This is a genomic window from Bartonella refiksaydamii (assembly GCF_902652675.1).
GTDB classification, from domain to species: Bacteria; Pseudomonadota; Alphaproteobacteria; order Rhizobiales; family Rhizobiaceae; genus Bartonella; species Bartonella refiksaydamii.
Genome location: NZ_LR736308.1, coordinates 1 through 15,816, shown reverse-complemented (window position 1 = coordinate 15,816; position 15,816 = coordinate 1). Strand labels below are relative to the sequence as shown.

19 protein-coding genes are annotated in these 15,816 nt (G+C 36.7%); 4 read left to right on the top strand and 15 right to left on the bottom strand.

Annotated elements, in window-relative coordinates; genetic code table 11:
• Positions 1–377: 377 nt before the first annotated feature.
• Positions 378–599, top strand: coding sequence for a hypothetical protein (locus GQO39_RS06385; protein ID WP_156851452.1), 222 nt, complete (start codon positions 378–380; stop codon positions 597–599).
• Positions 600–1,160: 561 nt separating this feature from the next.
• On the opposite strand, the gene GQO39_RS06380 is transcribed toward GQO39_RS06385, so the two are convergent.
• The 15 genes from GQO39_RS06380 to GQO39_RS06325 form a co-directional block, all read right to left on the bottom strand.
• Positions 1,161–1,403, bottom strand: a complete 243-nt coding sequence (locus tag GQO39_RS06380; RefSeq protein ID WP_156851451.1) for a DUF6990 domain-containing protein — start codon at positions 1,401–1,403, stop codon at positions 1,161–1,163.
• A gap of 249 nt (positions 1,404–1,652) precedes the next feature.
• Positions 1,653–1,787, bottom strand: a complete 135-nt coding sequence (locus GQO39_RS09410) for a hypothetical protein (protein ID WP_256375700.1) — start codon at positions 1,785–1,787, stop codon at positions 1,653–1,655.
• A gap of 88 nt (positions 1,788–1,875) precedes the next feature.
• Entirely contained in the window at positions 1,876–2,457 is a 582-nt protein-coding gene (locus tag GQO39_RS06375) for a hypothetical protein (RefSeq protein ID WP_156851450.1), read from the bottom strand.
• A gap of 245 nt (positions 2,458–2,702) precedes the next feature.
• Positions 2,703–3,323 (bottom strand): hypothetical protein, encoded by a 621-nt coding sequence (locus GQO39_RS06370; RefSeq protein WP_156851449.1) that lies wholly within the window; start codon positions 3,321–3,323, stop codon positions 2,703–2,705.
• Positions 3,324–3,328: 5 nt separating this feature from the next.
• Positions 3,329–3,697 carry a hypothetical protein gene (locus tag GQO39_RS06365; protein ID WP_156851448.1) on the bottom strand — a complete coding sequence of 123 codons (369 nt, stop codon included), beginning with the start codon at positions 3,695–3,697 and terminating at the stop codon, positions 3,329–3,331.
• A 232-nt stretch (positions 3,698–3,929) separates the two neighbouring features.
• Entirely contained in the window at positions 3,930–4,247 is a 318-nt protein-coding gene (locus tag GQO39_RS08855; protein WP_198039427.1) for a hypothetical protein, read from the bottom strand.
• A 10-nt stretch (positions 4,248–4,257) separates the two neighbouring features.
• Complete coding sequence (locus GQO39_RS06360) at positions 4,258–4,428, bottom strand: hypothetical protein (RefSeq protein ID WP_198039426.1); 171 nt, start codon at positions 4,426–4,428, stop codon at positions 4,258–4,260.
• A gap of 237 nt (positions 4,429–4,665) precedes the next feature.
• A complete protein-coding gene (locus GQO39_RS06355) occupies positions 4,666–5,031 on the bottom strand; it encodes a hypothetical protein (RefSeq protein ID WP_156851447.1) in 366 nt (121 codons plus the stop codon).
• Positions 5,032–6,287: 1,256 nt separating this feature from the next.
• Positions 6,288–6,608, bottom strand: a complete 321-nt coding sequence (locus tag GQO39_RS06350) for a hypothetical protein (protein WP_246668538.1) — start codon at positions 6,606–6,608, stop codon at positions 6,288–6,290.
• Positions 6,601–6,828 carry a hypothetical protein gene (locus tag GQO39_RS06345; RefSeq protein ID WP_156851445.1) on the bottom strand — a complete coding sequence of 76 codons (228 nt, stop codon included), beginning with the start codon at positions 6,826–6,828 and terminating at the stop codon, positions 6,601–6,603. The genes GQO39_RS06350 and GQO39_RS06345 overlap by 8 nt, the downstream gene beginning before the upstream one ends.
• Positions 6,818–7,354 (bottom strand): hypothetical protein, encoded by a 537-nt coding sequence (locus tag GQO39_RS06340; protein WP_156851444.1) that lies wholly within the window; start codon positions 7,352–7,354, stop codon positions 6,818–6,820. Before GQO39_RS06340 ends, GQO39_RS06345 begins: the two co-directional genes overlap by 11 nt.
• Before the next feature lie 12 nt (positions 7,355–7,366).
• Entirely contained in the window at positions 7,367–7,993 is a 627-nt protein-coding gene (locus GQO39_RS06335) for a hypothetical protein (protein ID WP_156851443.1), read from the bottom strand.
• A gap of 20 nt (positions 7,994–8,013) precedes the next feature.
• Positions 8,014–8,571, bottom strand: coding sequence for a hypothetical protein (locus tag GQO39_RS06330; protein ID WP_156851442.1), 558 nt, complete (start codon positions 8,569–8,571; stop codon positions 8,014–8,016).
• Between the two features lie 686 nt (positions 8,572–9,257).
• Positions 9,258–9,416 (bottom strand): hypothetical protein, encoded by a 159-nt coding sequence (locus GQO39_RS08850; protein WP_198039425.1) that lies wholly within the window; start codon positions 9,414–9,416, stop codon positions 9,258–9,260.
• The gene (locus tag GQO39_RS06325; protein ID WP_156851464.1) at positions 9,413–9,844 is read right to left on the bottom strand and encodes a hypothetical protein; all 432 of its coding nucleotides are present in this window, start codon (positions 9,842–9,844) and stop codon (positions 9,413–9,415) included. Before GQO39_RS06325 ends, GQO39_RS08850 begins: the two co-directional genes overlap by 4 nt.
• 1,207 nt (positions 9,845–11,051) lie before the next feature.
• On the opposite strand from GQO39_RS06325, the gene GQO39_RS06320 reads away from it, so the two are divergent.
• The 3 genes from GQO39_RS06320 to GQO39_RS06310 all read left to right on the top strand — a co-directional run bounded on the left by GQO39_RS06320 (position 11,052) and on the right by GQO39_RS06310 (position 15,123).
• A complete protein-coding gene (locus GQO39_RS06320) occupies positions 11,052–11,597 on the top strand; it encodes a hypothetical protein (RefSeq protein WP_156851441.1) in 546 nt (181 codons plus the stop codon).
• Positions 11,598–12,826: 1,229 nt separating this feature from the next.
• Entirely contained in the window at positions 12,827–13,756 is a 930-nt protein-coding gene (locus GQO39_RS06315) for a YopJ/AvrA family T3SS effector serine/threonine acetyltransferase (RefSeq protein WP_156851440.1), read from the top strand.
• Between the two features lie 431 nt (positions 13,757–14,187).
• Positions 14,188–15,123, top strand: a complete 936-nt coding sequence (locus tag GQO39_RS06310; RefSeq protein ID WP_156851439.1) for a YopJ/AvrA family T3SS effector serine/threonine acetyltransferase — start codon at positions 14,188–14,190, stop codon at positions 15,121–15,123.
• Positions 15,124–15,816 lie beyond the last annotated feature (693 nt).

Below are 15,816 nucleotides of genomic sequence, written 5' to 3'. Positions count from 1 at the left end.
GGATGCACCCCACCTCGCAGAGTGCATCCCGACCCTCACGGGATGCACCCCACCTCTCACAGGATATTCCTAACTCTCAAAGATGCTTTGCTTTTTTGAGTCCGTTCATGGCTTAAAAAAGAAGTTTGCCAGCAACTATTTTTGTCACCCATTATCCATATGACGACATACATAGATCCTTCAACCTCACCTTTTACGTATTCATAAAACAAATTCTGAAAGAATTGATTAAGGCAAATAAGGGTAAATTTTGTCAAATTATAGACAAATTTTATTCTTTTTTATGACTGTTGCATTTTTACTATAGTTGTTTAAAATGAATTTATATATGATCCATATTGATATTTATTTTCATAAATAAATATAGGAGAAAAACTATGAATGTAAGGTATTTTTTCATAGCAGGGGCAATTACAAGTTCTTTATCTCTTGCTCTTCAAGAATCTGATCGTATAGTAAATAAACAACCATCTCATATCGTTGCTCCTTATACTGTTGAAGAAACTGATTTACAGCTTCTTGAACCAATAAGCAGTACAGTAGATACATTTGATATACTAGAAAAACAAAGTAGTAATAGTAAGGAAGTAGCAAAATAGCAAATTTATATAAAAAAGGTAAAAATTTAATGCTTTAAGTATTTGAGTCTTTACATTCTGGTTTCGTGTTTTTCAAAAGTACGCTTTTTACTAAGAAAGAGAGAGTGGACAACTAACGGTTCCTAAACTCTTCCCACACACATTGTGATGTATTACAGAGTTAAATATTGAAAAGACCTCAGCAAAAACAGGAGCTTGTTTGTACTTCGCTTTTTATCAGCAATGCTCTTTTTCTGCCCTCTATAACGTCTTTTTCTCGCTTGCCCCCTCACATCGCTCTAAAGGGTGAAATTTTTTTCACTCCCCACCAATCCGTTACCAAATTGACTTATCTTGAAGATTCCCCTTGGCCACTAATGTGTTTTACTTCATAAGTACACACTCACAAGACGAGCCCCATCCTGAATGGTTGGTGCAATTTTACTCTTCTGCATTTAATTGATACGAAAGAAGGGGGAAATTAGACGCAGAGAAAACTTATTTCTTAAGACACAATAAATGTGCCTTCACGCACCATTATGAAAAGTCATATTTTACAGCATAACAGAAGAATCATTTTTCTCAAAAAACAAGAGTTGTAGTTTCAGTGCTCGCAAAGCCAAGCCGATCAGCTGCTGCAAAGCTCCTTTGATAAGAGCGTAAAGTCTCCATATCGCCAAGCAAAGCAAGAGCCGCAAGATGCAGCAAAGTATAAGGTGCCCCAATGGTTTCATCTGTCGACCAATCCACAGTTTCCTTTTCTAAAAGTGGAGCACTATATTGAGAACGAAGCATTTCATGAAGACCAAAATCCCCTTCGCTCATTCTAAAGCTTCATCAAGTGCCTACTTTAAACGAGCCTCTGTCACTCTCTCTTAGAAAATTTCCAGTCCTTTAGCCACAAACTTCAAATGCACCAGCTGGCAAACTTTAGAATTATAAGGATTAATAGTCTGGCAAGCAGCGGCAAAAATACCAAACATAATTAAAAGCCCACAATCAAATTTTGAGCAATCTTTACTAACTTCGTCATTATAGAAAAATTGCACTTCTCATCTGGCAAGAAAATGGTGCCTAAATGATCACCTTTTCCCTCAATTTCAACCGACCACTCCAGATTTTCAAAAGCGCCGTTGCGCTTTCCATGGTCAGAATTTTGTCACCATCATAAACTTCATAGGGCTCTTCTTGCTCTTTCTTCTCAGACATCTGCCTAATCCCCATCTATTGCATCTCTATCTGCTTTATCTCCACCACCTTCACTCCCAATCTGCTTGATCATTGTCTCTTTCCCCTCTCATGACTTCTCAAACGCTATGTCGTGTTCTTGCAACACGCTTTTCAGTTCTTTTCTTAACCGGCAATACATTCTCACCTGCTTAAAGACGCCATAATAAAGTTCTAAAATAAGCACGGGAAAAAAAGCAACCCACATTGTCACCGACACAAACACTATGGCAAATATTGTTACAAGAATATCGTACATTTTCCCTCTATCGCCCTTTTTATAGCGATCCTCTTGGTGACAAGTTATTTTACCCCGTTGCTGTTTTACTTCTTGCAATTTTTTGATATTTTTTTTCAACAAACGCCACAATATTATGCAGAGTATTAACATAACTGGTATCAAGGCAAAAACACACACTGTAATAACTTCCCAAAGCACGAGGATAGAAAAAAGAGTGTTATACTGCCCCACTGTCAATTCCCGCCCCACTGTCAACCCCCATTGTGCCGAGGATAGGAGAGAGAGAATCTTGTTCCACAGCGCAATGAGAAGTGAGAGGGACAAAATTACAATACACTCTCTCACAGAAAAAAACTCTTTCACGAAAAAAGAGCGCAGTATGTCATAAAATGCTGTTTTTTTTTGCTTCATTTCCCCCAGCCCTTTTTCCAAGGACGCAATTTTTAACAACATGCTAATTTTAATGGCACTTCAAGTGCTTATGCTTTTTCATCGCTTTTCTTAATTGTCGCGTTACTTTAGAATACTGTATCCAACACTTGACAAAAGAATAACACAAAGCAACCACTGCCGCATTTAAGAAACAATCAAAGATTACCCCCACCAGAGCAAGGAGAAAAATAAATTTCATCATTGCAAACTGAGCTACAATCATCTTATCCATTTTGCACCCTTTCGCATTCTATGCATTGATCTTGTTGCTGCGTTATTTCTTTCAATTGCTGGAGCTTTTTTTTCAACTGAGAGGTTAATATTGCGCGAAGTACCAAAACAACAGGGAGCGTTATCAGAACACATGCCGAAATAAAGGTCAGCAGCAAAATAAGACAAGTAAGCACCCCAAATCTTTCCTTGTTTAAATCTACAATAAGACTCGGCTGTTGAAAGAAAGCTATATAAACATAAGCTTTGAAAGCCATAATGCTGAGAGAAATGACGGATATGATGATATAATCTTTTCTAGAAAACGCCATCAACTTTTTGAGTGAGAAGGGGTCCGCCCCTCTATGTGGTATTGCCCCTTTATGTGGTATTGATGTATCTGGTACTAAATTCTGATACTTACTTTTCTTTTCATCGCTTTCAAGACAACAAAAACGCTGCGGATGTTCTTTCATCACGCGTCTTTGTTCTTTTACTCTGTAATACAACCTCAAACGCTTGATCAATGAATAATAAGGCACCACAATAATCATATTAACAAAAATGGCAAAGACCACAATACTGATAAACATAAAAAAAACTAATGGTATTATAAGGATAATAGCTCCTGCCATGGCGTTTACACCTTGTCTAATTTATCTTGCAGATCAGCCATTTCTTTCACTTGCTGGACTGTTTTTTTCAATTTACGTTCCCGAATACTTTGAACGCCCCAAAGGATAGGTAAAGGTATCAAAAGACAAACCCAGATTAAAACTGGAAGAAGAAAAATAAGATAACCCACACCACCCCAACTTTCCCCATGTAACGTCTCTAATGGAGGTGTTGCAGAAGCAGAAACTTCTAAAACCATCATAATAAAAAAAGTGCAAAACGTGATGAGACAATTACCCAACGTCATTTTATAATTTTTCAACGAAAACACCACGAATGTTTCGAACAAAAAAGAACGCGATTTTTTATCAAGTATTGAATTTTTTACCTTCATTTTTCCCCCTTTTTTACTCTTCATTTGCCTTAATTTTTAACCTATTCCTGCTCTCTGGATTTTTCATTTTCCACGACAATTGATTTCTCTTAACGCATCAATTTTTATACCCATAATTCTTAATTCCCCCTCCTTGATAATAAAAATATCGCAACAAGATCTCTTCAATTTTTGGCTTCAAACACTCCGGCTTCATCAGACATCTTGAATCCTTTTTGCTTTAATGCTTGTTTTATCTCCTCAACGAGTTTCTACAGAGCATAATACCCTCTTTAGTCTTATCCTTTTCCCAAAGTGGAGTAGCATATTGGAAACAAAGCACTTTACAAAGATCAACGGCTTTCACCACCCATTTTAAGGCTTCATCAAGCGCCTGCTTTAAGCGCCTCACACGCACCCCTTTCTTCAAAAATTCCAATTCTTTCGCCTCAAAGGCCAGTTGTATCGCGAACAAAGACCTAGAATTGCGAGAGTCAATAGTCTGACAAGCAGCGGCAAGAAGACCAGTCACAATTAAAAGTCCACAATTAAACTGCGGAAAATCTTTCACTTTTTCATCATTATGAAAGAATCTGCACTTCTCTATCTGGTACCGGTAAATGATAGGTCGCAAAATGATCTCTTCTTTCTCCAATTTCAACTAACCATCCCAAGCTCTTTAAAAGCGCTGCTGCACCTTTCATGGTAAAATTTTTACCATCATCATAATCTTCACAAAACTCTTCCTTCACTTCTTGTTCACGAGATCTGCTGAGCTACTAATTCTTCCTCTTATGATTCTTCCAACATTGCGTTATATTTAAGAACGCGTTTCAGTTCTTTTCTTAACAGAAAGTACATTCTCGCCCGCTTGAATACAGAGTAATACAACGCGAAAATGAGCATGTTAATGAAAATAATAAAAAACGCCACAAACAACCCCCCCACGATAATCAATACTATAAGATCACTATCCATGTCTTCCCCAATTACTCTTTAGACGACTCATCTCGTAGACGGTTTGTATCATTTCGTTTGTAGATTGCTTCTTCCAGTTTCTGAATATTTTTTTCCAACAAATACCCCAATATAATGCGAAGCACCAACATAACTGGTATGAAGACCAAAACACACAGCGCTATAATTTCCTCTAATACATAGACCGTCTCAAGAGCAGTATTTTGCCACTTTGCCATCTGCCATCCTAAAAAGGCTAGAATAAATAAAGCCATTCTAAACAGCACAATGATGACAGAGATGTAAAAGATGATTCTATAATTTTTCGCTGAAAGAAATGCTTCTTCGAACGAAAAAAAGCGCGGTTCTTTATCAAGCGTTGAATTTTTCCCCTTCATTTCCCCTCATTTCTTTCATTTTCTTCAAATTTAAGCTTTTCGTAATCTTGTATAAAGGAGCTTTTTGTTCTTCTCAACAACTGATTTCTCTCAATCAATTTTTATATTCATAAAACTTAACGCATCATCTTTTATGGTAAAAAAAATCTCAACAAGATCTTCCCAGTTTTTGGCTTCAAACATCCCTTTCTTATCATACATCCTGAAATCTTTTTTCCTTAATTCTTATTTCATCTCCTCAACGAGTTCCCATGGTAATCTCTATTTACTTGCACAACTGCGAGTCTCTAGCTCTAAAACTCTGGTAGCTAACTACTTTCACGGACAAGCTCTCTACAACCCATTCAAGCAAAGCATAACTGAGTTACTCCACCCTTACCACTTCTTTGTCCAACACCACAGACACGTTCAAGATGAATTTATTCAATGTTGCCTCAAAGATGCTTCCCTCAAAGCCAAGTCGATTGCCTTGTGCAAAGCTTTTTCAATAAGAGAGCAAGGTCTCAACATCACCAAGCAACGCAAGAGCCCCAAGATCACAGCGCATCATACCCTTCTTGGTTTCATCCTTTCCCTAAAGCGAACGACCATATTGGAAGCGCAGCACTTATACGAAGATCAACAGCTTTCATTGCCCATTTTAAGGCTTTATCACGCGCCTGCGTTAAGTGCCCTGCACGCATTTTTCTTAAAAAATTTTAAGTCCCTTAGCCACAAAATCCAATTATATCGCTAGCAAAGTTCTAGAATTAAAGGGGTCGATAGTTTGGCAAGCAGCAAAAACCTAGCAAGCAACAGCAAGAAGACCAGTCACAATTAAAAATCCAAAAATCAAATTGCGGAAAATCTTTATTCATTTCCTCATTATCAAAGAAATTACACTTCGCAATCCGTTAAAAAGGTGGAAACCAAATGACCACCTCTTCCCTCAATTTCAACCAACCGCCCAAAGCTCTTTTAAAAGTGCTGTTGCGCTATAGTTAAAACTTCATCATAAAAACTTCGTCACCATCATAATCTCCACTAGGCTTTCCCGCACTTTTTCCTCACGAGATCAAACCATTAGTTGTCCCCCATGAACGCTCCGACACTGTGTCGTACCCATTTCATCACGCTTCTCAATGATTTTGTCACGTTGTAAAATACCTCTCCCATGCTTAGAGGCAATAACTCCACCTTGCAGAAAAAACCAAGGATAATGGCTTACGGGAATAACGAAAACAAAGAGCGAAAGCCAAGAAATGCTCTAAAACGCTTCACTTATCCTCAATCACAGTGTGGTTGATAATCCCTGTCCGTTTTTCTTGCTGCTGGCTCTCTTCTTCTAATTGTTGAATCATTTTTTTCAACTTACACGTCACAATAATACGAAGCACCAAAATAATCGGTAAGAATAAAAGGGTACACACAAGAACCCATGCAAGTGGCAGCAACATTATAATGGAAAAGATATCTCCACCTATCACCATTAGAAATCCTAAGAAAATGACCGTAGGAAAAAGTATCATGACTGTAGAGATATAGAATACCTTTTTATAATCTTGCACAGAAAGAAAAAGTTGTTCTTTATCAAACACTAAATTCTGCTTCATTTTGCTTTTCTTTTTTTGATATCTGCTCAAGCACTGTATCACGTTCTTTAAGCACGCGTTTCAATTGCTTTTTCACTTTGCAATAGAGTCTCGCATACTTGATCAACAGATAAAGAAACACCAAAGCAACCATCGTAAATAAAGTGCCCGTTACTGTCACAGTCAAAAAACGGAGAGCCATTAATGCCACCAAACTATTTGTCATTTCTCTCTCCTATCGCGCTCTGCATACGGATGACTTTATCACGTTGTTGTGTTGCTTCTTCCAGTAGCTGAATTATTTTTTTCAATTTGCTCGTCAATTTCATGCACAATAGCCCAATGATCGGTATGAAGAAAAAAGCACACGCTGATATGTTCGACAGCAACATCACTAAAGCATTCGTATTTCCCTTCCCATCCACCGTGAACACTATATTGCCAACAGCCAGTAAAACCGCAATAATGACAGCAATGAAAAAGAGTGTTTTACACTCCTTTGGCTCAAAGGCCATAGATTTTGTACATGAAAAGTAAGGCTCTTCTGTTTCAAATGCTAAATTTTTCCCCTTCATTTTTCCCTCATGAGAGCACAATGGTGATGTCTCCCTCTTTTTCAGTTCCTTAAGCATGCTAAAATACAATTTCACACGCTTGATGAAAAAATAATGAAGCCCAACAATAACCATAAAGAACAAAATGGCCATGATGATGAGTCCGAAAAGACCCCAATATCCTATAAAATAAAGCACTTCTTTCCCCTCTCACATTTTGAGATTTATCGGTTTAGTCTCTGCTGCTGCAATTTTTTTCAATCTCTTCATCATTTTTTTCACTCTCTGATTGAGTATACCGTAGAGTATTAAAATGACAGGTAAAGAGAAGGCAAAACATGCCAAGACCAAAGCCACTAACACACCGGTAACACAGTAAACGAAAAACCACACAGGGGTAGTCTCTATCAACTGTTTCATCGCTTGCCCCGTCTCCATTCCATTGTGCATCCCATTTAGCATCTTTCCTCCCACCACTGAGCATGAAAGTAGGAAGGGCACAAATATGATGACAAATAGAACAAGAGAGAAAATGAATAGCCTTTTATAATCTTTTCCTGAAAGAACCAGAGACTCTCTAAAGGAAAGGGGACTAACTTCCCTGTCAAATGCTAAATTCTTCCCCGCCATCTCTTTTTCATGACTGCTCAAAAACTGCTCCTCGCTCTTTTTGAGTTTCTTCAAGATCCGAGAAAAAGCCCTTAGACGCTTAATACGCTTAACAAAAGAGTAATAAATTGCACAAATTACCGTAAAGGTACAAACAACAATCATGCTATATGCGATAATCACTATCGCAAAGGACAATACTGCAATCAACACTACCAAAAAAGTCATCTCTCTCTCCCTATCGCCTTCTATAGAGTAACCGGTTTATCTGGTTGCCCAAACGATTTTTCCGATAATGATTTTTCTAGTACCGATTGTTTTAACTCTTGAAACATTTCTTTTAAGGCACGATTCAACATGATGTGTAAGATAAAAATGCCAGGAAAGAGTCCGACAAGATATCCAAAAATCGTATTTGGCAAGGAACATATAAAAGCAAAGACGCCATTCCATCCAGCGGCACGCCACAATTCTTCCAGATGCGCTCCACTCAACGAACCCTGCCCCTCAAAAAAAATTTTTAAATTTTCTATAAACGATTTTTGAAAATTTTCCTGAGCCATTGCTTGAAGCTGTTCTTGAGATATTACGTGAAAAAAACTCAAGGGATTTAAGTAGCCTATAGCGACAACGAGCACCAAGAGGATGACAGCTAAACAGAAGATGACAACAGTGTCTCTAGGTGAGAGAACCATCCATTTTTTGAAGAAAAGGAGCTTAGATTCTTTATCAAGCTCTCCCTGCGATACGAAAGCCGTACCATCTTGTTTTTGAAAAGATTCGTGTTGTGTTTTGTCTATAGTCACGCTGAGATCCCCTCACTTCCTAAATATTCTACAGCACTCACCACCGTGAGGCATCTACCTAAAATTCTTCTCACAATGGCGCCCATTCCATCACACACTTTCATTACGCGTCTCAATTTTTAAAATAAATAAAGCACACTCTCGCATGCCGGATAAAAAAGGTGAGAGAGCAAAAATGGGCTTAATCAATAAAGGACCCACGAATATCCAGAACAGGAAAAATAAAATAATGAGATAAAAAAGACTCGTCACTCTGTTCCCCCGATCGCGTTTGGTATACAGATCACCCCGTATACAGAGGTCCTGTTGTCAATTTGCTTTTTCCAATTGCCGTACGGTCTCTTCACGGAAGAAGCAACACTGCGCGTAGCAGCAAACGAAACAAGCAGTTACAAAAACATATGCCAATGTGAATTTCGTTCTTAGCACAATAATAATAACAATGCTAGCTTCTCATTTTGTCAACTTGCCCTCTCAGAATGCGTGCCAAAATGGCCATTCTTGAAACTCCAATGATAAACCAGAAAGGAAAAAGACCCCACATAATGCGCTTACCCAGATAATGCTCTCATTGAAAGCATGAAACTCTAAAAGACAGGGGCAAGAACATTTTGTTAAGCTTTGAACTCTACCCCTTTATCTTTTTGTTACACCTTTTATAAGAAGCTTATTTCTGTATTACCTTTTTAACCCTTCTCGTTCAGTCCTTTCTCCAAACTGAGATATGCTCTGACACGTTTGGTAAAAAAGTAATAAATTCCAACAATGAGCATACTGTTTAAAATAGCGATGATAATAAGACCGAAAGAAAAGAGAATACCTAACAATACTGTAAAAAGAATCATTTTTGCCCTCCATTTTGTTGTGTAGATGATGTTTCCAATTTCTGAAGCATTCTTTTCAAATTACGATTGAGAAAGAAATGGAGCACCAAAACGACGGGTAAGAATGTGATACACAATGCCCAGATCAGAGTCGGCAAAAAAACGATAAAGTCAAAAAAGCCCCCTCCTCCGCCATAAATTCTTCCAGTAAACAACCCTAGAAAAAAGACCGGCAGGGAAAATATGTTAAAAGACGCTAAAATCAACATAACCATAGCTATACAAAAAATTATGCTATAATCTCTTACTGAAAATTCCATACATTTTTTCAAAGAAAAGAGCTGTGATTTCTTACTAAAGGCTGAATATGATCCAATCTCTGGATGCTCTTGCGCAAACTTGCGTTGTGACTGTAATTTGTCTTGTGGTTGTAGCTGATCATTTATCATGCTGACATTACCACGCTTTTTCATTTTTTTACAAACCACCTCTCATGAGGCATTTAATGAAAACTGCCTAACGAATCTCCCCTATACATTAATAAGAAAAAATGCGGATACCGATAGTACATGAATTGCATAAATCAAATGACAACAGAACACCAATATAGTGGCTTCCCATGCCTCAATGTATCAATACACACACTCATAAATATCTGATAGCTTTATACACATAGCTTTATACACAAAGAGAATCGTTAACAACCTTCATGAAAATTTTCAATCCCTCTTTCAAAGAATGCACCAAAAAGTATAGCGCGTATCACAAACAAGTCACACATACATTTACATTAACAAACAAATATGAGCGCATAAAAACAGCATCTTTCAATATGACATCTCATAATTTCATAACAGTTTCATGATAAAATGCGTTGTTACAAAACAGCAAAGATGAAGAGAAAAAAATTTATATTTATACTCTATAAAAGATATTTCTAAAAAATCAAATATTAAGAAAAATGAGCACTACCGGATAATTTTACCATTTATTTGAACATTCACATTGTATTATCGACATTTTATTTGAAATAACAAACAGTGTTATGGTATAATGACGAAGGGTAAAACTTGTTTTTATAGCTATATTCTGTTAAAAACATGATAAATCTTCCTCTAAAAAGGATATTGAGATATGCTTAATAATGTGATGCACAACAGGCATCTCGGTGCTACAACCAACGGCGGAATAATGGCTTTTGAGACAAAGGTTGAAAAATTCTGCAAAATCTCCTCAAACAGAAGAAGCAACAAAACACTACATCAGAAAACACAATGTCATGCGTTATGGCGGCATGACTCATAATGGTATTTTATTGTGTTTTGTCCACATTTGGAAAAATTGCCCTTTAAGCTCTCAACACACATCAAATATTTCTATAAAAGGCAAAAATTTCTAGTGAAAAAATAAGCAGTGATAATGGCAAGATAACAATGGTAGTGAAAAATTTACAACAGAGATGATTTTACCATCCAAGGAGCGTTGCTCTTCCTTGAGATAAAAAGTCAATTTCACATCCCCTGCTTTTTTATCAACAACCACCACCGATTGCCCCCATTATAGTATTTGCTCCAATAGCTTTTACACCGCCTCTCTTAAACAGGCAGTTTCCCCTCTCTTACAGGGAATTTTTTTGTAAATTCAAATGGTAGATTCATGAAAATACGTAAAAAACGCGGTAGACCTAAAATAATAAGAAGGCTAAAAGAACCAAATGGCCGTATTTCACGTGCCAAAAACTCTCCCCTATCTTTTTCTCAGCCTACAATTGAAATGCGTGCGAAACACCTTGGTCTTAGCATAGAAGAAGCCAAAAATCCGCTTGTCGGTACCTATATTGGACGACTTTGTTTACAAGGATATAAGCAGAATGCATCAGGCATCAGTAAAGAGCAATATGATACTGCACAACAATACCTACAAATTAGAAACGACTATTTATGTGCCAAAGGTTTTCCAAGCGGATATTATGATGACTTTACACACACCTCAGATGAAAAAGCGCATAAACAGTGGATTCAAAAAGCAACCAATCGCTATGAAGACATGAAAGAAGCGATTAAAGAAGCACAACATCTGCATCGCCAATATAACTTTCATGCTGCATTACAATATCTTGTTGTAGAAGATCAACCACTCCCCTACCTTGTCTGCTCGTTACGGATTATTCTTAATGCACTTCATAAACATTTTGAAGGTTAAATAGGTTAAAGAAAGAATGCGCACCCAATATAAATCATACATATGTCAATATTGACCCAGTATGCTCCCTCTCTAACATTGCTGCGTTACATTATGGAACTTATAGAACAACAGCACCAAAATTTATTGAAAAATTAAAAGCGTGCGTGCTTTGAAAACCCTAAAAAAAATCTCCCCACCACCAATATTCCCATCAATAACGGCCCTACGGGCCAACCGTAATACCCAAACCTCATCACCACCAACTCCCCCTCAGACAACCCACACATCCAGACCCCCATCATCAAAATAGCAAACCTCATTTAATCTTTACCAAGCAGCATTCCCCTACCCCAAAGAAAGGAAAAGAACAATTTTCCCCCACGGAAAAAACTTCTTAATTGGATTAGTTAAGTTTTGCCAAACCAGCAGATTGGCTAAAATAAAAAGCATAAAGTTACATTTTTTGTTGACAATATATGAAAAATCATATTTAATAATGGATGCGGGAAGGGGTTTTTTGTGCCTAAATTTCATTATATCTATTAAGTGTATCATATCGCGTTGTCCTTCAAGATAGTGACGTGAAATACATTTGCGCATTTTAAAATGCAATCACATTTCTATCTAATTTCGACTTTCTTTTGTATCCCCAAGTGATAAACAGCAATCGTTGGAATACCAACCTGACGCATTAGCAAAACATAGTTACGTGTTCGAGGAATTTAACCAGCACCAATGAAATCAACCAAAATCGCTCTATCCACCTAAGCTACTCCCCTAATAACGCAATATTGAATACAGAACTTGCCCAATGAGGTTATGTCATAACCATATAAATAGCCAGCAAGTCGTATCTTCTTGAAAAAAACAAGCTAGATTGGTAAAAATGAGGAATCTTTGTCTTTCAAAGCAGGAAATTAATATAAAAGAATTTCTTATCACCACTGTAATATATAAAGCGTGGTAAATCACAAGAGTACACAAGGCTTTCTATTTTAAAACATCAAGATGAAATTGCCTATGCACACAAACTTTTCATAAAATTTTACAAATTTTGAAGATATAGAAAACACTCAGATTTTTGACTTGAGAAAGCCTATAAATCTAAACTGAAAAACCTTCTTACGAAAATTTCTACGACACAAAAGAGAACCTCATCATCCCTTATGGAAATCAATGGAAAACATTGTTTAGTCAAAATATGAAAATAATATTTAACACCGATTATAAATACGGAGATAAATATTATGAAACCGCAAGATTCAACTCCACCCACTCACGTTTCATCACAAACACAAGAAAGTGAAAGCGCCAATGAATCGTTAGAAAGTCTTCTTGCACGTTTAGAGACAAGCGCCGTCCAAAAAGAAGATACAACATTCAATCGTGAAGAATTAAAAGATATTATTACAAAATTGGAACAGGACATTGCTGATGGGAATTGGATCAAAGCCGATTATGCAAAAACAGATTTTAAAATGATGCCTGTCTTAGTAGAACAGGCAAATCGTAAATATCCAGAAATGAAACTTAAATATGCGATGACACCTCAAGACTTTGCCCTCTCAGTGAAAGAAGCTGTGGAGAATGGAGTTGAAGCTTCCAGATACATAGTGAACACAAAGGAAAGGGGAATTCATTTTGCGGTGATTGATCAGAGAACTATTGATGACAAAACATCTTTGATATTTTTTGAACCCACAACACTTAATAATATGAATCCAGCAATGCTGGCATTAAGGACCCAAATGGCCATTGAAAGTTATCAATTGCCTCATTGTCATTTTTCCATGGTGGAAATGGATATTCAACGAAGCTCCTCTGAATGTGGAATGTTTAGTTTGGCGCTTGCCAAAAAGCTTCATATCGAATCTGAAAAACTGACAAGAATGCACAAAGATAATATTAACGGCGTATTATGTAAAAAAGATTCTGCTTTATCTTCTGATAAGTTGGATACATATCTTCCACCATCTTTTTATAAACACACGCAAAGTAAAAGACGTCTTAAGGAATATATGCAATCAAATCCGGAAGCTGGAAATGAAAAAGTGAACAAAAAAGGTGAAACGCTTCCTGAGAGGTTTGATAAGAGTTTAGTAACAACACAGGAGAAAACTGTCTCTGTTTCTCAACACAGAAAAAGGGTCACTGAATATAAATCTATCATGATGTAATTTTTTAACGTTTTTTTCCAATATGCATGAGGCATTAAATGTTGCATTCGGCTTTATGCATATGGGCAAATTCATTTGCTTTTTCTTCGATTCGAAGCATACAAACAATGCAAACAAGTCTGCCTAGTAAGGCAAAAGGTGGCTTTTGTAATCAAAAAAGCTAAAACCATACATACAAAAATTCATTTAAACGTCTAAATGGCACTCCCAACATCTTCAAACAACATCTTCAAATTTGAAGATATAAAACACCTCTAAATTTTTAATCCTTTGCCAACAAATTATCGTTTTGAACTTGAAAGTCGCTCTTATGAGAGATTCTGCGCTCTCCTCCCTCTTCCTTTTTGAAGAAGAAACCAATACCAAACATTGTTTAGCCAAAAGTGGAAAATAATATTCTAGCTCCGACTTTTAACACGAAGGTGAATATTATGAAACCACAAGATTCAAAAAACACAGCCCACAATTCATCACAAACGCAAGAAAGTGAGAGTGCAAATGAAACATTAGAAAATCTTCCCTCAAATTTAGAACAGCTCAACCTCGAAAAAGAAAAAAAGATTCCATTCAGTCATGAAGAATTACAAGATATTATTGCAGGCTTAGAACGTGATATTGCTGATGGAAACTGGCTCAGAAATAGTTACTATTATGCAAGTACAGATCTTAAAATGATGCCAGCTCTGATAGACCAAGCAAATCGTAAATATCAAGGATTAAATCTTAAACTTATTACAACATCTGAAGACCTTGTTTTCTCAATAAAAGAAGCAATGCATAATGGCGTTCAATCCTCCAGATATATAGTGAACACAACGGATAGGGGAATCCATTTTGCGGTACTTGACCAAAGAACCATTGATGAAAAAACGTCCTTGATATTTTTTGAACCAGCAACAATCAATAATGAGATACCTTTATTGCTAGCAGTAAGAATGCAAGTAATCATTCAAGACAAATTGCCTGAATGTTATTTATCCAAAGGAGAGATGGATATTCAGCGGAGTTCCTCTGAATGTGGGATAATCAGTTTAGCGCTTGCCAAAAAGCTTCATATTGAGTCTGAAAAATTGACAAGAATGCACAAGGATAATATCGACGGTGTGTTAAATAAAACAAATCTTACCTTACCTTCTAATAAGTTAGATCCGTATCTTCCAGCTACTTTTTATAAACACACGCAAGGTAGAAGACGTCTTAAGGAATATGGTGAATCAAATCCAGAGGCTGAAAATGCAAAAGTTAATAAAAAAGGTGAAACACTTCGTGAGAGGTTTGATAAGAACTTAGTGACAACAGAGGAGAAAACTCTCTCTGTTTCATTACACAGAAAAAGGATCACTGAATATAAATCTCTTATGATGTAATTTTTAACGTTTTTGCCAATATGCGGAGGGAAAGCCTATCACGCTTTGCAGGTATAAAGCATGTAATTTTGCATATTAAGTGTTTTTAGAGCGTATGCTAAATATTCGGAGCAAAACTTACCCGTAGAGCCATAAAGTGAACCACATGAGTGATCAAAGAACCAATTGAAAGAAACCAGACTGTTTACAGAGCAACAACAGAGCAACAGTAGTAAGAATCTTCATCCTGTAGAATGAGGAGAAAGTCAAGCATCAGACTCATAGATTAAGTTTGTTTGCTTTTTTAATTTACAGAATGCAAATAATATAAGCCATATTGAAGAAAAACGCTACTGTTCTTTCAAAGACAGCACATTTTAAAGCAGTATTAAAAGCTCTAAGACTATTTTAAAGACAATACACAACATATCTCCCTAGCTACGCAGAACTTAAATATTTTGCAAAAGCATAGGCTTTAAAAACACCTCTCATAGAATTCTTTTAGAAAACCTTTCTACCACCACAAGCAACCATACCAATAACCAGTTTCAGAAACACCATCACCTACCAACTTAGTAATCAAAGTTTCACTGCTCTTTTGTTTTTAAAGAGCAAGAAAGACGTTAATTTTTAGTCTGTTAATCTGCCCCGCCTTGTGCGGGGATTTTTTTATGGAGGAATAAATGAGAAAAATATCACAAGAAGGACTAGCAC

Excerpts from the sequence above, each read along its gene's own strand:
- GQO39_RS06385 (WP_156851452.1), top strand. The coding sequence starts at position 378 with ATGAATGTAAGGTATTTTTTCATAGCAGGGGCAATTACAAGTTCTTTA.
- GQO39_RS06380 (WP_156851451.1), bottom strand. The coding sequence starts at position 1,403 with ATGAGCGAAGGGGATTTTGGTCTTCATGAAATGCTTCGTTCTCAATAT.
- GQO39_RS09410 (WP_256375700.1), bottom strand. The coding sequence starts at position 1,787 with ATGTCTGAGAAGAAAGAGCAAGAAGAGCCCTATGAAGTTTATGATGGT.
- GQO39_RS06375 (WP_156851450.1), bottom strand. The coding sequence starts at position 2,457 with ATGAAGCAAAAAAAAACAGCATTTTATGACATACTGCGCTCTTTTTTC.
- GQO39_RS06370 (WP_156851449.1), bottom strand. The coding sequence starts at position 3,323 with ATGGCAGGAGCTATTATCCTTATAATACCATTAGTTTTTTTTATGTTT.
- GQO39_RS06365 (WP_156851448.1), bottom strand. The coding sequence starts at position 3,697 with ATGAAGGTAAAAAATTCAATACTTGATAAAAAATCGCGTTCTTTTTTG.
- GQO39_RS06355 (WP_156851447.1), bottom strand. The coding sequence starts at position 5,031 with ATGAAGGGGAAAAATTCAACGCTTGATAAAGAACCGCGCTTTTTTTCG.
- GQO39_RS06345 (WP_156851445.1), bottom strand. The coding sequence starts at position 6,828 with ATGACAAATAGTTTGGTGGCATTAATGGCTCTCCGTTTTTTGACTGTG.
- GQO39_RS06335 (WP_156851443.1), bottom strand. The coding sequence starts at position 7,993 with ATGACTTTTTTGGTAGTGTTGATTGCAGTATTGTCCTTTGCGATAGTG.
- GQO39_RS08850 (WP_198039425.1), bottom strand. The coding sequence starts at position 9,416 with ATGATTCTTTTTACAGTATTGTTAGGTATTCTCTTTTCTTTCGGTCTT.
- GQO39_RS06325 (WP_156851464.1), bottom strand. The coding sequence starts at position 9,844 with ATGATAAATGATCAGCTACAACCACAAGACAAATTACAGTCACAACGC.
- GQO39_RS06320 (WP_156851441.1), top strand. The coding sequence starts at position 11,052 with ATGAAAATACGTAAAAAACGCGGTAGACCTAAAATAATAAGAAGGCTA.
- GQO39_RS06315 (WP_156851440.1), top strand. The coding sequence starts at position 12,827 with ATGAAACCGCAAGATTCAACTCCACCCACTCACGTTTCATCACAAACA.
- GQO39_RS06310 (WP_156851439.1), top strand. The coding sequence starts at position 14,188 with ATGAAACCACAAGATTCAAAAAACACAGCCCACAATTCATCACAAACG.